Origin of the sequence: Streptomyces sp. NPDC002467, assembly GCF_042889825.1 — a bacterium.
Classification (GTDB): Bacteria; Actinomycetota; Actinomycetes; order Streptomycetales; family Streptomycetaceae; genus Streptomyces.
Genome location: NZ_JBIARJ010000023.1, coordinates 127066 through 142166 on the forward strand (window position 1 = coordinate 127066; position 15101 = coordinate 142166).

Genomic DNA, 15101 nt, shown 5'->3' on the forward strand with positions numbered 1-15101 from the left:
GCGCCGCCGTGCCGCCTCGGGCCACCGCCCCGAGGCGGCACGGCGTCCGCTCAGTTCAACCAGCCCTTCTCGTACGCGAGGAGCGCCGCCTCGACCCTGTTGGCAGCCCCGAGCCGGCGCATGATGGTGGCCAGGTGCTTGCGGTAGGTACGCACCGACACCCCCAGACGGCGCGCCGCCGTCTCGTCCTTGTCGGCCTCCCTGAGCACGGCGAGGATCTCGCGTTCGATCGCCGACGGCACGTCGACGTCCTCGCCGGGGAGCTCCTCCGCCGCCTCCCACATGCGCTCGAAGAGCGTCACCAAAGTGGCGACCAGGCCGTGTTCACGTACGAGCAGGGCCCCCAGCGACGTATCGGCCGGGTCGATCGGGGTCAGCGCGGCCGACCGGTCGACGATGATGACGCGCTCGACCGGCTGCCGGGACACCCGTACCTCTGCTCCGTGCCGGACGAGGTCGCGCATGTAGGCGAGAGTGGACTGATCCTGAATGATCGCCGCTCCCATGATCATGCGCACCCGTACGCCACGACGCAGCAGTCGCATGTTGATGGGGTGCGAGACCGCGATCGACTCCTCGGTCAGAACGCCGGTCGGCTCCGTGGTCAGGTCCTCGGTCCGGGCGAAGAAGGTCAGTTCGTCGATGGCTTCTCGCACCGCCTCGATCCCGCGCAACCGAGCGATCGTCCGCTCGCCGTCCGCACGAGGAGACGCCGGGAGGGACCACCGCTCCAAGAACAGGGACTCGATCACCGAGCGCCGCGCGACCTCCCCTTCCAGCTCCTCCCGCAGGCGACGCAGCCGGCCGTCGATCAGGGCGTCCACGGCCCGAGGCGGCGGAACGGCACGCACCAGCCCGCGGGCGCTGCGGGTGGCGAGCCCCAGCGCCACCAACCTCCCCAGCTCCAACTCCTCGGAATCAAGCGCGGTCGAGCACGATTCGCGACGCAACAGAGCGCGGTACGACCGCTCCTCCTCCCCGGTCACGCCCAAGAACCCGAGCAGGTCACCCATCCATTTCCCCCCACGGTCCCCAAAACCCTCGGACGCCCTCGCCCGAGTGTCAACAACGGATCCTTTCCGAGCTGCCCGAGGAAACGCGAAGACGCTGCAGCATCGGGAACCACCGCGTGCAACAACCTGCCCGCCCACGGCCTCGTGCCGACCCACACCGGACGGCAGAGTCGTCTCCGCAAGAAAGCACGAGCAGTGCGGAGCAAAACCGCGCCCCCACCCGAAAGGACTCCGATGCGCACCTCCCGCCCCAACACTTCCCTCGCCGCGCTCCTGGCCGTACTCGCCTGCGTCGAAGCGGTACTCATCACCGGCGACGCCGCCGACGGAGTCCGCTACACCATCGGCGCGGCACTGGCCGTCGCGATCGTCGTGGTGGCCGCCCGCCTGGCCAAAGGCCGTACCTCCCACTGACGACCCCTCGCGCTCAGCAGCCGAGACGCACGGGTGGCAGCTCCTAAGGTGTGCATTGCGAAGACACAAGCACAGGCAAACCAGAACAACCAGAAAGACCAGAACGCCCGGGAGACGCGATGCCCCTGCAGATGAAGCTGTGCGCGATAACACTCGACTGCGCTGATCCGAAGGCCCTGGCGGCCTTCTACCAGCAGGCCACCGGCCTCGAACCCCACCCGAAATCCGACGCCGACTTCGCCGGTCTCAACTCCGAGGACGGCCTCTTCATGGGCTTCCAACGCGTCGACGACTACCGGGCCCCCAACTGGCCCGACCAATCCGTTCCCCAGCAGTCCCACCTCGACTTCAGGGTCGACGACCTGGACGAAGCCGAGACCCGGCTGCTTGAGCTGGGCGCGAGCAAACCCGATCACCAGCCGAACCCCGACAGGTGGCGGGTCCTCACCGATCCTGCCGGGCACCCCTTCTGCCTGGTCACAGACTGATCCGATGGCCACACCCGCGAACAGCCAACCACCCCACGAGCCTTTGACCTGCGGAGTCTGCGGCTCAGGGCCGTTCCCGGGCATCGCCGGTCCGCTCCGTGTGACCGATACCCAGCTGAAACGCGACTGCGTGGCCCTCGCAGGGCTCTCCTGACGCCCTGGAAGCGCGCCTCTCCGAGGCTGTGCCGGTACCGGATCACCGGCGTACGCGACATCGGAAGGCCATTGCCGTGCTGAGCACCACCTACCGTTCCGAGGCCACCGGGGAAGAGGAGCCGCCCGGCCCGCTCCCGCCTCTTCCCGCCGGCCGCTCCCGCGCACTCGTGCCCACCTGCCGTGGCCGTGGCCTGCTGATCGCCGCCGGCGCGCTGTGTGCGGCCCTGACGATGGCCCTGCACACCTGGATCCCGAACGGGGCCGTCAACCTCGGCAGCCTGTTCCAGACCTTCCTGCCCTGGACCGGGCTGAGCGTCCCCGTCCTCCTCCTGGCGGCGGCGGTACGCCGCTCCCGCCTCGCGGCCGTCGCCGTCCTGGCCCCCGTGGTCGTCTGGGGCTGCCTCTTCGGCGGGACCCTCATCGACAAGGGATCCGAGCGAGCCGGCAGCGGGACCTTCACCGTGGTCAGTCACAACGTGGACGAGGAGAATCCCGATCCGGCGCGGACCGCGCGAGCGCTCGCCGCCTCGGGCGCGGCCGTGCTGGCCCTGGAGGAGATGTCCCCGAAGGCCACGCCCGTCTACGAGCGCGAGCTCGCCGCCGGCTATCCGTACCGCTCCGACACCCTCGGCGTCAGACTGTGGAGCAAGTACCCGCTGAACGACGTGGAAGCGGTGCCGATCATGCCGTGGACGCGTGCCGTACGGGCCACCGTCGAGACCCCGGGCGGCCCCATCGCGGTCTTCGCCGCCCACCTCGCCTCGGTACGCGTGACCCCGGACGCCGGATTCACCACCGCCCGCCGCAACGAGGCGGCCCGGAAGCTGGCCGCGGCCGTGCGGGCGGAACCGCTGACCAGGGTCGTCGTGATGGGTGACTTCAACGGGACGGCGGAGGACTCGGCCCTGCGACCGGTGACCTCCCAGCTGACCTCCGCGCAGCGCGAGGCGGGCGCCGGCTTCGGCTTCACCTGGCCCGCTCGGTTCCCCGTGGTCCGCATCGACCAGATCCTGGTGAAGGGGATGAACGCGACCTCCGCGTGGACCCTTCCCGCCACCGGCAGCGACCACCTCCCCGTCGCGGCCTCCTTCCGGCTGTGACCGCGCCGCAGGCCCCGCTGACTAGGATGGACTCCGTAAATGTCCGTTTCTGAGCAGGTAGGTGGCGTGTCGGCACCCCGGGTCCCTGACCCCGTCAGCGTCCTCGTCGTCGAGGACGACGCCACCATCCGCCGCGCCGTACAGCTGTCCCTGGAGCGGTACGGCTACCAGGTCGAGGTGGCCGCGAACGGACTCGACGGCCTGGAGGCGTTCCGGGCCGGCGGGTACGACCTGCTGATCCTGGACGTGATGCTGCCCGAACTCGACGGCATCGGGCTGTGCCGCCGGATCCGCGAGGAGAGCCTGGTCCCGATCCTGATGATGTCCGCGCGCGGGGACGCCCTCGACGTGGTGTCCGGACTGGAGGCGGGCGCCGACGACTACGTCGTCAAACCCGTCGACACCCCCGTCCTCGTCGCCCGCATCCGCACGCTGCTGCGCCGCGCCACCTTCCGGCCCGCCGCACAGGAGACGACTCCGGCGCGGAGGTCCGGACCGGCGCACCCCGCGATCATCTCCGCGGATGCCGGGGGGACGCCCCCCGGGGAGCTGGTCTTCGGCGACCTGTCCGTGAACACCCTCGGTCTGGAGGTACACCGGGGCGGACGGCCCGTTCCGCTGACCCCCACCGAGCTGCGGCTGCTGCTGGAGTTCGCGGCGGCACCCGGCGTCGTGCTCGACCGCCGCCGCCTCCTGAGGGACGTGTGGGACTACGGCTGGGAGGGCGACACCCGGGTCGTGGACCTGTGCGTGTTGCGGCTGCGCAAGAAGATCGGAGCCGAGCGGATCGAGACCGTCCGGGGCTTCGGCTACAAACTCGTCCGCGACTGAGGGACCGTCCGCACCCATGGCACTCCTCAACCCGCGCGCCCTGCGCTGGAAGATCGCCGCCCTGACCGCGACCGCATGCTGCGCGGTGGCCGCCGTGATCGGCGTCCTCGTCCACCAGGCGATGGCCGAACGAAGCGACCACACCGGGAACGAACGCCTCTCCGCTCGCCTGGCCGCCGCGGAGCGCGAGTACACCCGCACGGGCAGCACGCCGCTCGACGTCGAAGTCCTCACTCCGGAGCGGCTCGACGCACCACTCGCGCGGGCGCTGGCCGCCAAGGACCCGGCCGCCCTGTATGCGACCTGGAACGACCGCAAACCCCCCAACTGGTACTGGATGTGGGCGGCCATGCCCGTCGAGGGCGGCCGGGTACTCGTCGCCCGGACGGACATGAGCTCCGAGGTACGCGGCCTCCAACTCCTGGACCGCAGCATCGTCAAGGCCGTGCTCGCCGCCCTCCTGGTCGTCGTACCGCTCGCCGCCCTGGCCACCGAACCGATGAACCGCAGGCTGCGCCGGGGATCCCGCACGGCCCGGGCCATCGCCGACGGCGACCTCGACGCCCGGATCGGACCGGGCGGCCGGGCCCGTGACGAGATCACCGAGATGTCGGCGGCCGTGGACGAGATGGCCGCGGCCCTGCAGCGAAAACTGGAGGGCGAGCGCCGCTTCACCGCGGACGTCGCGCACGAACTGCGCACCCCGCTGATGGGCTTGTCCACCGCCGCCGGACTCCTCCCGGAGGGCGACGAGGTGGCCGACCTCGTCCGGGACCGTGCCCGGGCCCTGAACGGGCTGGTCGAGGACCTCCTGGAGATTTCCCGACTCGACGCCGGAGCCGAACGGGCGCGGACCGACGCGGTGCCCCTGGGCGAACTGGTCACCGACATCGTCCGCCGCACGGGGACGCCGACCGCCGTGGAGGTCCGTGCCACCAGGACCCTGGAGACCGACCCGCGCCGGGTGGAACGGATCGTGGTCAACCTCGTCACCAACGCCCACCGGCACGGAGCCGACCCCGTCGAAGTCGCCGTGGAGGCCACCGCCACGGGCGCGCGGATCCTCGTACGGGACCAGGGACCCGGCTATCCCACCGAACTCCTCACGGAAGGCCCGCAGCGCTTCCGTACGGGAACCCCCGAACGCGGGCGCGGGCACGGACTCGGTCTGACCATCGCACTCGGACAGGCAGGCGTCCTCGGCGCCAGACTGGCCTTCGCGAACGCCCCGGAAGGGGGCGCGCTGGCCACCCTCGACCTGGACGACGGACCCGCTCCGTCCGATGACTGAACCGCAACCGGCCCACGGAAGCAGACGCGCACAGGTCAACCGCCCGCACCGACACCACGACCGCGCCCCGGCAGCACGACGAGGCCCCCGTTTCCCCGGATGACTCCGGGGAAACGGGGGCCTTGTTTCGTCCCGGCACCGCGGCCGGCGCGCGCTCAGGTACGCGGCGGCGTGGCGAAGGCGGTGGCCCAGGCCGTCATCGCGCGGTCGAACATGTCGAGCGCGTGGGGCTGGCCCGTGATCAGCATGATGACGCCGACGACGAAGAAGGAGACGCCCAGCATGATCAGGGCGGGCCGACGGTACACGGCGACGCGGTCCACGGCCCGTCGGCGGACCTGGCGCCGCAGGGCGCGACGGCGGCGCTTCACGTTCCGCTGCAGCAGCGCGATCTCGGCTTCGATCTCGTCGAGCATCTGCGTGTAGGTGGTGTTCATCGCGTCGACGGCGTCGGAGACGGCCGGCGGCACGGGCGTGGCCACGGCCTCGAGCTCGTTGAGCACCTCCGAGTACACCTCGTAGATCTCGGAGCTACCGTCGTTGTCGAAGCTGTTGGACGGCAAGCTGTTCATCAGCGTGTCCTTGATGCCGAAGGGCTCGCCCGCTCGTGGTTGATCGCCATGGTCGAGCAGACGAGGCCGGCTGTCTGAACCGGTATCAAGAAACACCTGGGCCGGGGTTCTTCCAGTGAGGAAGAACCCCGGCCCGGTCTACATGGCGTTGCTCACACCCGCTTCATCAGGATCGCGGAGAGACTCCGGTCAGACCGGCCGAAGAGCGCGGGAACAACCGCCGGACGGGCAGGCCGGTGCCCTTGCGCTCGGGAGACGCCGGCAGCGACATGAGGACGCGATCGAGCAGCCGACGGACGAGGCTGATGGTCAGCACGATGACAGAGACGATCCACAGACCTGCGGCGGTCCGTGGGGGGCGAGACGATTCAAACAACACGATCACTCCTGTTTCCGAGAGGGCCACCGACCGGTCCCGATTCCAGCGGGGCCGGCCTTCCCTCTCCCCCATGTGGCGGATGGAGGTGCTGACTGCTCGCCCGTTGCAGCGGGCTGGGCAGTCCCTCCCTTGGGCGCTCGGGCCGGCCGACGGGGGTGGCCGGACCGAGCACCGTGGGCAGGGACTACTCGGGAGCGAGCGTCCACTCACGCAGCTTCCGCTGCAGTTCGGGATCGGCGAGCTTGGCACGCGCCCGCCTGACCGTCTGGCGGACGGCGCCCGGCGTGCCGCCGCGGATCGCCGCGATCCGGGCGGAGTCCAGGTCGTACATCTCGACCAGGAGCCAGACGGTCAGCTCGTGGTCGGAGAAGTGCTCCCTCAGCTCCTTGACGGCGCGGGAGACCTGGTCGGAGAACTCGACGGAGGTCATGCCATCCGCACCGACGACCCGGATCCGCTGGGCGACGTCCTCCAGCGACGACGTGTCGTCCATGACGAACTGCTCGGCCAGCTTGGCGATCTCGTTCATGTGGTCCCGCGCCGCGTTGGTGCAGATCGTGCTGAAGTACGACCGCACGTTGCCCACCGGTCCGTGGAGCCGCAGGCGGCGGTGGAGCTTGGCCTGGGCCTTCGACAAGACGTCGTCGACGTGGTTCGGGCCGACCATGGACTGGACGACCCGGTGGAAGCTGGGCATGCGCCGGTCGGCCTCAAGCCACTGGCCCAGGGCTTCCTGCGTGAGGTCGGAGGGCGGGTCCCCGAGGACCCGCTGGTATGAGCCGCGATTGCGCACTTTCTGACCTTCCCCAAGGTTTCGACACCAGCAGCCAGGGTTCTCCTCGAAGGGGGAACGCCAAGGCCTTCTGTATGAACCACTCCTGGCGGTGTCTCTGGCGTGAGCAAGCGTCAGGGTGAGCTGCGTCACAACTGATTGGCGTGCCGGCCTGGGGCGGCGTGGACGGCCGCGTGCGTTCTCACGCACAAAGCCGAGCAGGCGGCGCGCGGGGAGGGCCCGGGGCTGTGCCGGCTCTGCGGCCAGGGTTGGGCGTTCACCGCGCACCCCCTTGACCGGCGTCTGACGACCGTCCTTTCCGGTGTCCGACGTCAGTGGTGGGCGACATTGGAAAGGTCAGTGGCTCGGACGGCGTGAGGAGAGGGGCGCTGCCGACTCAGACGGATTCCGCCCGCATGTAGGAGAAGGCCCTGTCCAGCGCGGTGTCCTGATCCCGGGGCGCCCTGTCGGAGAATGCCGCCCAGGCTCGGTCGAGGTCGTCGCGCCGGAAGGGGCGGGGCACTTGGGGGGTCAGCCTGATGATCATCGGAGGGACTCCCGCCTGCTCGTACGCGGCGAGTTTGTGGTGCCCGTCGAGGAGGTAACCCACCTGGCTTTTGGCGGTGGGGAACAGCGCGACCAGCGCCGGCAGGTCGCCCCCGGCGCGGATGCGGTCGCGGTAGCGGCGCACGGCCCTGTGGTCGTGGGGCGGCCACGCGTCGGTGGTCACCAGCGCGAGCTCCTCGTCGGCGTACCAGCCGTGGACCTGGAGGGCGCGCGGGCGGACCACCCGCAGGTGGTGCGGAGCGACCGCGGCCGTCATCACGTACCGCCCGGAGGCGAGCAGCGACAGCAGCGGGCGCAGGCATTCCGGATCCGGTGGCTCGGCCTGGCCGGTGCGCGGATCGGGCACGAGGCCGGGGGCGCTGAGCCACTCGGTGAGGTACTTGACCTCGGAGAGCCCCGGGCCGCCCGTGCCCGCACGGGCTGCCAGCCAGCCGACGCTGCCGCAACCGTCGTTGGCTTCCAGGAACACCGGATCGCCGGCCAGCAGGAGCAGGCTGCCACCCGCGTCGCCTGTCACTTCGATGACGCCGTGTCCGTCGGGCACGTCGAAGGACACGGAGAGGGAAGGCGGCGGTGGTCGTCTGATCATTTGCCGATCCTATGAGCGGCCGTCCGTGCCGCACCGGACAGAGGGAACGCCGGACTCCTCACCGCCACCACCGACGGCGACACCGTTCTGGCCGCCGAAGTCCGGTACGGCCTCCGCGCCATCGACACCGGAGGATGTCCGGTGTCGGCGTGCGGTAGCCGCGCACAGTGTGTGATCGACTGAACATGTACGGGAAGGGGTGGGGATGCTGCTCACCGCTCGCGGCGTCCGCCATCTGCTGGTCGGCGTCGTCCTGATCGCCGCCGGGGTCCTCCTGCACCGGTTGATGCACACGCCCGACCGCCCCTGATCGCCCGGCAATTCACGGCCGCGCGGCTGCGGGACGCCGCTTTCGTGTCACACGCCGGCATCGCACCCGCCACTGACAGAGCACGGTGGCCCGGAGGCGCCTGGGACACCCGCGGCTGCGCGCGCGGCGGGATCGGCTTTCCGTCCGTCAGGCTTGCGCGGTGGGGCGGACGATGATCTCGCCGACGTCGATGCCGTCGGGCTGTTCGATGGCGTACGCGATGGCCGACGCGACGGCGGACGGTGGCATGGCGATCTCGTCGCGCTGCCGGGTCATCGCGGCCGCGACCTCGGGGGCGGCCCCCTTCCCGATGCCTTCGGTGTGGGTGAAGCCGGGGGAGACGAGGGTGACGCGCAGGTCCGGTCCCGACTCCTGGCGCAGCCCCTCGGTGAGCACCTTCACCGCCGTCTTGGTGGCGGCGTACACGGCCTGAGGGCTTTTGACGACGTGGGCCGCGGTCGATCCGACATTGACGAACTGGCCGGAGCACTGCCTGCGGAAGACGGGCAGCGCCGCCGCGATGCCGTTCAGCAGCCCGGTGATGTGGGTGGAGACCATGGCGTCCCAGTCGTCCTGGCGCAGGTCGTCGAAGGGCGATACGGCCATCGTGCCCGCATTGGAGACGAGGACGTCGAGTCGGCCGTACCGGTCGAGGGCCGTGTCCGTGAGGCGCTGGAGGTCTTCGCGGCGAGTGACGTCGACGAGTACGCCCGTGGCGGTGCCGCCCTTCGCCGTGATGCCGTCGACGACGGCGTTCAGGCGGTCCTCGCGCCGGGCCCCGAGTACGAGCCGGGCGCCCTTCGCGGCGAGATGGGTCGCTGTGGCCTCGCCGATGCCACTGCTGGCACCGGTGATCGCGATGACTTTGCCCTGAACGCCGGACATGATCGACTTCCTTTTCGCGGTACGCGTGCGAGTGGGTACGGTGGTGCGCGGCAAAAGCGGAGGCGCCTCCGTTTGATGCAAACTAAGTGGAGGCGTCTCCGTTTCGCAAGTGGGCCGGCGACTGGTGGCTGGTTCTGGAGAGGAGATGGCGACACCGATGACCGACGGAGCACAGCGACCGTTGCGGGCCGACGCACGGCGCAACAGGGAGAAGATCCTCGCGGCCGCCGCGCGCGCGTTCGCTACGGAGGGTCCGGACGCGCACCTGGAACGCATCGCCAAGGAAGCGGGCGTCGGCAGCGGGACCCTGTACCGCAACTTCCCCACGCGCGAAGCTCTGATCGAAGCCGTCTACCGCAACGAGGTGGCCCGTCTGTGCGACGCCGCGCCCGCCCTCCTCGCGCAGAAGCCGCCGGTAGCGGCCCTGCACGCGTGGGCACGCCTCTTCCTGGACTACGTCACGGCCAAGTACGGCATGATCGACGGCCTGCGTGCCATCGCCGCCACGGGAAGCAACCCCTACGGCCACAGCCGGGAGTTGATCCAGGCGGCCATCACCTCGCTCATGGACGCGTGCCTGGCCGCGGGGGCGATCCGTACCGACATCCGGCCCACCGACATCGGCGCCGCCCTGGAAGGCATCGCCCTCACCTCTGCCGGGTCGCAACACCGACAGCAGGCGGAACGCCTGCTCGACCTCACCCTGGACGGCCTCACGATCCGCCACTGACGACTCGGCCAGGCCCGCCTACCCGTCGCTGAGCAGCCTCCACGCCAGGGCTCGCAGTTCCTCGTCCAGGTGGGTCTTCCGAGAATCCTGAATCTATCCGATGGTTGGAATGAAGCATGCCGGTGGCTGCCCGTGGCGAGCGGCTGGGTCTGCCGGCCGCCTACCATCGTGGAGTGATCGACTTCTCTGCGATGTCTTCTACTGATTTTCTGGCGGCTTTGAAGCGCGGTACGGACTGCGTGTGGCCTCTGGAAGCGGCTGTCTGGCTGCTTGAGGCGACAGGGTTCTGGCTGGAAGATCCGCAGCTGCGTCAGTACGTTGCCGGAGGGATCGATGGTGAAGGCAAGGTGTGGGCGGGCTTCGAGGTCCCGAGGCTTCGTGCTGCGATCGAGGCATCTGAACTCGGGGAGCACAGGGAGGAACTCGTTGTCCTGTGTTTCGGCCTCAGCCTGTACGGGAGCTTCCCCATCTCCTTGCGCTACGACTGCTCGGTCCTCTCTGAGGAGGTTGTTCAGTTGTTGGGGAAGGCCCTGCTCATCGCGAACGGCTACGCCGAATGCGACTGACAACCCCAGGAGTGATTGCCACCATCACGAGGAGTAGGCCGAGGGAGACGTGATGGATGCCGGACCGGGGGGATCCACTCAGCCTTCCCCGCGCCGGTCGGTTCGTCCGAGGTGACGCCCGACGTCCGCGCTCGGCTCGTTCGCCGGCGGTCCGGAGCACACGGAGAAGCCCTCCTCAACGGAAGCGCGCGGCGGGGGCAGAACCGGATTCGAACCGGCGTCATCCCCTCTTGGCAAGAGGGCGCGTCGACCTCTGCGCTACCTGCCCCCGCTGCGGCGTGAACAGCCTAAGCCGCGCTTTCCCGCAGAGCACCTCCTTATCGCTGGCAGTCCGCGGAGCGGACTGGGTCCTGAGGGCGAAGCCGGAAGGACAGCCAAGGGGAGCGGAGCGAACCCGTCTCAACAGGCCGAAGGCCCAGACCCCGTGAAACGGGGTCACTCAGGCCTGCGCAGCAGGCCGTTCGGGACGGAGCGAAGCGAAGTCCCGAACCCGTCCGGAGCGAAGCGCAGGACTCCGGCCCGAAGGGCCGGCCCTGGCTCGGCGAAGCCGAGCCCCGCCGAGCGCAGCGAGGCGGTTCTCTCTTGGGCGTGCAACGCCCCAGGGACCTGGGGGTTCTTCCTGGGAGGGTGAGGGGCGGCTTCGTAGGATGGCTCGGCAGGGCCGGGAACCCGGTTCGACCAGGACGCGCACTTCGATACTGTCCGGCTCCACCAGGGCCTGGCTCATCAGATGGCCCAGGCCCAGCTCGACAAGTTCATCGCCGTGGTCGAGGCGACGGGGGGGCTAGCGGTCGACCTTGAAACGGCCAAGGCGCTCCTTGACGGTACCCATTAGTGCTGTGACCGCATGGGTTCACCGGGTTGCTCGTTGTGCTGGTTGGAAGTCCAACCGGCACGGGAGGCGGGATGCACCACCGGTCCGAGTCCGGAGGCTGACCGAGCAGGAGGGGCAGAAGCTTCAGCGGACGGCGCGGCGGGGCAGTACGAGCTCGGTGCGGTTCCAGCGGGCGATGATGCTGCTGGCCTCGGCCGGCGGTAGCACGGTCCCGGTGATCGCGTGGCTGGTCCAGGCGGACGACGACACCGTCCGGGACGTGATCCACCGCTTCAACGAGATCGGGCTCGCATGCCTCAACCCTCAATGGGCGGGAGGCGTCGTGGTGTGTCACAGAAGTCCGATCAGGGCTGCGATCCAGTGGCCCCAGGTGTTGGTACCTGTGGCGAACGGCACGATGACAGCGGCCGCCAGGGTGACCGGGGCGAAGAAGATCACTAGGCCTGCGGGCCACTCCCTGTAGAGAGAGGGCTCGTCGGGTTTCGGGAGGGTGAGTGTCACCCCTGTCCCCCAGACGATTGCGGAGGCCGTCAGTGCTCCGAGGACGGTGAGTGTCTTGGCGATCCACGACTCGGTGTCGCTTTGGAGGACGGCGGTGGCGCCGAGCCAGATCACGGCCACCGCTGCCAGGGTGAGTACTGCCGCTATCACGTGCGACGTCCTGGTCGGGTGGCCTTTCTGGATCCTGAGGTAGGACGTGGCGAAGGTTTTGACCTCTAATGAGGTTGCCCCCAGGCCGCGCAGAACCGGCTCCAGCCGGCGCCAGTCCTGCGGGTACTCGCCCATGGTGAACCATCGGGCCATCAGGAGCCGGTCTTCCCGCGTCGGGCCGCCGTAGGGCCTGCTGGGACTCAGACCGACGAGGCGATCGACCGGCCACGCCTCGGTTCCGCCGGCCCGGGCGTGCAGCGCCTGCAGCTGCGCGGTGAGCTGCTCCGTGGTGTCCGCGCGCCCCAGCAACGGTCCACGCTTCGGCTCCGTAGTCGGCACCGTGGGTATCAGGGGCTTGAAGGTACTGGTGGAGAGATCCCGGGGCGGGAGGGGAACCGGGGCTTCCCGATTCGCCTCTTCGCTGGTGGCCTGCGTTGACACGGCGGGAACGGCGCCTTCGAGTGTTTCGCCGGACGTGGCGGTGCTCTCGTCGAGGAGGGTCTTGTTCTGGCGGCGCAGGACTTCGACTTCCCGCTGTACGAGGACGACCTGGTCGTGCTGCGCTGTGAGTTCGGCTTCCAGCCGGCGGGTGTAGGTCTGGGCGTCCTGGAGCTGCTTGTCCTTCTCGTCCACGCGCTGTGCGAGGGCGCCGCGTCCCGTCTCCGCGTGACGGGCTCGTTCCAGTGCCTGCTCCAGTTCGCTGGCCAGCTGGTCCGCGTCCGCCTTGAGCGTGGCCAGCTCTCCCTCACCGGCCCGTTTCTCCGCCCGCACCCGGGCGAGTTCCTTCTTGAGGTGCTCCAGCTGGACGGCGGGGGACCGGCTGGCCTCATGGGCGCGCCCGCACAGTTCCTCCAGCCGCTCCCGCACCCCGGCGTCCAGGGGCCGCGCTCGCCCTGCAAGGAACGTGTCCAGGCTTGCGAGGAAGCCGTGGGGGGCGATCCTCTCGCCGCTGAGGTAGCGCGAGAGGGTGGCCGGGGCGACGTGCGCGGCGACCGCGATCTCCTTCTGCGTGCCGCCCTGCATGGTGAAGCCGTGCACTGCGGCGCGCAGCGCGGCCGCGTAGGCGGCGGCCGCCGGCCCGACCGCCTTCTGTCCGTCCATCTCCGTGCCCCCCGTCGACCGCCCGGGCGCGCTCTGGCGCGGGGCGGATCCACGATTGTCGCGCAGACGTACATCACGGTGAAAGGACCCGAACCCGCAAGGCGTTGACCTGCTGTTACCGGTTGCGCGGGAACCGCCGTTCCCTCTGCCGCACCGATTTGCCGCGCCCGACGCTTGATCTGTGGCCGCAGACGCCGCCACACGGATAAGCGGAAGCGAGGCACAACGGTGAACATCCTCCGGAACCTGGTAACCGGCGCCCTATCGGCAGCAGCCGGCCTGATCGCCACCCTCTACCCGGCGATACAGGGCCCCGCGCTGCTCCTGGGCCTGGCCACCCTCACGGTCCCCGCACTACGTGCGGTGCTGCGCTACCGGCTCCATGCCAAGGCCGTCGACAAAGCCACCGCACGCGACCTTCCCGCTCTCTTCCACGCCTTCGGCGCCACCGAGACCGGTCCGGCCGACCAGGACCCGTCGCTGCCCACCACCGGGCCGTAGTCAGATGTGTGCCGGACGTGGCGTGGGTCCGGTTCCGCCTGGACGGCGGAGCCGGGCGGTATCGCCTGGCAGTGGTGGGCCGCAAGACCGCTGGCCGAGGGGCCGCAGCCGGCCCGGGGCCGCGGCGGGGCGTTGCCCCCGGTTGCCGTCATAGGGCGGCCACTACTGCGAGGGCGCCGGCGAACGCGGCGGCGAATGCGGCGGCCACCATCAGAGGGGCGACGATCCGCGGGTGACGGTAGGCGGCGTACGCCAGGACGGCCAGGAGCAGCAGGCCGGTGACGACGATCAGGAGCACGACGAGCAGGGCGAGTTTGGACATGGGTGTTCTCCTCAGGTTGGGCGTGCCAGGTCGGCACTGCCGGGATGGGTGGGGCGCGACGAGGGCAACTGTGCGAGCGATCGCGGCCGGGATCGAGTTCTCGCGAATATTCGTTCCGTGCCTGGTCAGAGGTCCTGCGGCGCGGATTCGCGAGAGCTTGACGGGCGCTTGTGCAGGGGTAGGCGGCCGTCGTGGGATGAGGGTGGACTGTGCGGGAGTTAGCCCTGCAAGTCCTCCTGCAGCACACCGGGCCCGGTTTTGAGAGAGGTCTAGTGCGTTGATTGCGCGGGTTCGCGAAGTCTTGACAGGGCGCCGTGCCGGCGCGCTCGCCGTTGCGGGGTGAGGATGCGCAGCGCGCGAGTTAGCCCTGCAAGTCCTGTCTCCGGCGCCGCGCAGTGGACTGCCCGTCACCCTGGCGGCCGTTGAGATGAGGCTGAGCAGAATTTCTCTGGGCGACCCAGTGATAACAAATTTGGGGAGTTATTCAAGGGTTCTCCAGAGGTCCGGATGGATTTCTCTGTGCGACGTTATGAATTTCTCTATCTCTCCTGATGGTTCGTCAGGTTTGTGTGTTTTGGTGGTTGGTGGGGTGCGGTCTTGAACAGCCGGGGCGTTGTACGTGGTTGTGGGGGCCGTTCTCGACTCTGTGTGCCCCTGGGGCATTTCTGCAGTTCAGAGGGCTGTAGACGGGCTGTCAGGGGCGTTCAGGAACAAAGTCTTTGGGTCCGGTCAGGGGAGTGCCCCCAAGGCGCCCGGCCCTCCCCGCTGTTGCCGGCTGCCCGCGAAGCGGGCCCAGGGCCAGGGGAGCGGGCCCAGGGCCAGGGGAGCGCAGCGACCAGGGCTCGCGGCCGCGCAGCGGCCGCATCCGGGCGAAGCGCAGCGCAGCCCGCCGCGGGAAGGAGCGAAGCGGATTCCCGCAGGTCAGAGAGCGAAGCGAACTGACTTAGCTCCCCGCGAAGCGGGGAGCTCCACCGGCCCGAAGGGCCGGCCGCCCGAGCGCAGCGAGGGCGGCTCCCTCCCACGCGCGC

General features: G+C 69.7%; 15 protein-coding genes, 1 tRNA gene and 1 pseudogene. 9 read left to right on the forward strand and 8 right to left on the reverse strand.

All coding sequences use genetic code 11. The features are described from left to right. Positions 1 to 50 precede the first annotated feature (50 nt). The gene (locus ACFYYJ_RS35330) at positions 51 to 1013 is read right to left on the reverse strand and encodes a LuxR C-terminal-related transcriptional regulator (protein ID WP_389138271.1); all 963 of its coding nucleotides are present in this window, start codon (positions 1011 to 1013) and stop codon (positions 51 to 53) included. Positions 1014 to 1247: 234 nt separating this feature from the next. Here ACFYYJ_RS35330 and ACFYYJ_RS35335 point away from each other — a divergent pair, with 234 nt between their 5' ends. From ACFYYJ_RS35335 to ACFYYJ_RS35355, 5 genes are all read left to right on the forward strand, one after another. After that, entirely contained in the window at positions 1248 to 1427 is a 180-nt protein-coding gene (locus ACFYYJ_RS35335) for a hypothetical protein (RefSeq protein WP_385123919.1), read from the forward strand. Between the two features lie 119 nt (positions 1428 to 1546). Continuing rightward, on the forward strand, positions 1547 to 1915 hold the full coding sequence (locus ACFYYJ_RS35340; RefSeq protein WP_385358795.1) for a VOC family protein: 369 nt from the start codon (positions 1547 to 1549) through the stop codon (positions 1913 to 1915). 323 nt (positions 1916 to 2238) lie between these two features. Beyond that, positions 2239 to 3171, forward strand: a complete 933-nt coding sequence (locus tag ACFYYJ_RS35345; RefSeq protein WP_385124203.1) for an endonuclease/exonuclease/phosphatase family protein — start codon at positions 2239 to 2241, stop codon at positions 3169 to 3171. Positions 3172 to 3210: 39 nt separating this feature from the next. Next, positions 3211 to 4002, forward strand: a complete 792-nt coding sequence (gene cseB, locus ACFYYJ_RS35350) for a two-component system response regulator CseB (protein WP_389138274.1) — start codon at positions 3211 to 3213, stop codon at positions 4000 to 4002. Positions 4003 to 4018: 16 nt separating this feature from the next. After that, positions 4019 to 5293, forward strand: coding sequence for a sensor histidine kinase (locus ACFYYJ_RS35355; RefSeq protein ID WP_389138277.1), 1275 nt, complete (start codon positions 4019 to 4021; stop codon positions 5291 to 5293). A 155-nt stretch (positions 5294 to 5448) separates the two neighbouring features. Here the strand turns inward: ACFYYJ_RS35355 and ACFYYJ_RS35360 are convergent, their stop codons facing one another. The 4 genes from ACFYYJ_RS35360 to ACFYYJ_RS35375 form a co-directional block, all read right to left on the reverse strand. After that, entirely contained in the window at positions 5449 to 5865 is a 417-nt protein-coding gene (locus ACFYYJ_RS35360; RefSeq protein ID WP_385123907.1) for a hypothetical protein, read from the reverse strand. A gap of 563 nt (positions 5866 to 6428) precedes the next feature. Next, positions 6429 to 7037: an RNA polymerase sigma factor gene (locus ACFYYJ_RS35365; protein WP_385123904.1), complete on the reverse strand. Its 609-nt coding sequence runs from the start codon at positions 7035 to 7037 to the stop codon at positions 6429 to 6431. Positions 7038 to 7413: 376 nt separating this feature from the next. Further along, a complete protein-coding gene (locus ACFYYJ_RS35370) occupies positions 7414 to 8172 on the reverse strand; it encodes a hypothetical protein (protein ID WP_389138280.1) in 759 nt (252 codons plus the stop codon). A gap of 457 nt (positions 8173 to 8629) precedes the next feature. Beyond that, complete coding sequence (locus ACFYYJ_RS35375) at positions 8630 to 9367, reverse strand: SDR family oxidoreductase (RefSeq protein WP_389138282.1); 738 nt, start codon at positions 9365 to 9367, stop codon at positions 8630 to 8632. A gap of 157 nt (positions 9368 to 9524) precedes the next feature. Here ACFYYJ_RS35375 and ACFYYJ_RS35380 point away from each other — a divergent pair, with 157 nt between their 5' ends. Together ACFYYJ_RS35380 and ACFYYJ_RS35385 are read left to right on the forward strand one after the other, a co-directional pair. Beyond that, on the forward strand, positions 9525 to 10097 hold the full coding sequence (locus ACFYYJ_RS35380) for a TetR/AcrR family transcriptional regulator (RefSeq protein WP_385123896.1): 573 nt from the start codon (positions 9525 to 9527) through the stop codon (positions 10095 to 10097). 173 nt (positions 10098 to 10270) lie between these two features. Then, on the forward strand, positions 10271 to 10663 hold the full coding sequence (locus ACFYYJ_RS35385; RefSeq protein ID WP_389138284.1) for a hypothetical protein: 393 nt from the start codon (positions 10271 to 10273) through the stop codon (positions 10661 to 10663). Between the two features lie 194 nt (positions 10664 to 10857). Here ACFYYJ_RS35385 and ACFYYJ_RS35390 read toward each other — a convergent pair. Continuing rightward, a tRNA-Gly gene (locus ACFYYJ_RS35390) sits at positions 10858 to 10931 on the reverse strand. Between the two features lie 664 nt (positions 10932 to 11595). On the opposite strand from ACFYYJ_RS35390, the pseudogene ACFYYJ_RS35395 reads away from it, so the two are divergent. After that, positions 11596 to 11817: pseudogene (locus ACFYYJ_RS35395) on the forward strand (helix-turn-helix domain-containing protein); the annotation flags it as partial. A gap of 11 nt (positions 11818 to 11828) precedes the next feature. Here the strand turns inward: ACFYYJ_RS35395 and ACFYYJ_RS35400 are convergent. Further along, positions 11829 to 13250, reverse strand: a complete 1422-nt coding sequence (locus ACFYYJ_RS35400) for a hypothetical protein (protein WP_389138286.1) — start codon at positions 13248 to 13250, stop codon at positions 11829 to 11831. Positions 13251 to 13478: 228 nt separating this feature from the next. Here ACFYYJ_RS35400 and ACFYYJ_RS35405 point away from each other — a divergent pair, with 228 nt between their 5' ends. After that, positions 13479 to 13751: a hypothetical protein gene (locus ACFYYJ_RS35405; RefSeq protein ID WP_389138288.1), complete on the forward strand. Its 273-nt coding sequence runs from the start codon at positions 13479 to 13481 to the stop codon at positions 13749 to 13751. A 148-nt stretch (positions 13752 to 13899) separates the two neighbouring features. Here ACFYYJ_RS35405 and ACFYYJ_RS35410 read toward each other — a convergent pair whose 3' ends face one another. Then, positions 13900 to 14073 carry a hypothetical protein gene (locus ACFYYJ_RS35410; RefSeq protein ID WP_385123885.1) on the reverse strand — a complete coding sequence of 58 codons (174 nt, stop codon included), beginning with the start codon at positions 14071 to 14073 and terminating at the stop codon, positions 13900 to 13902. Positions 14074 to 15101: the final 1028 nt, after the last annotated feature.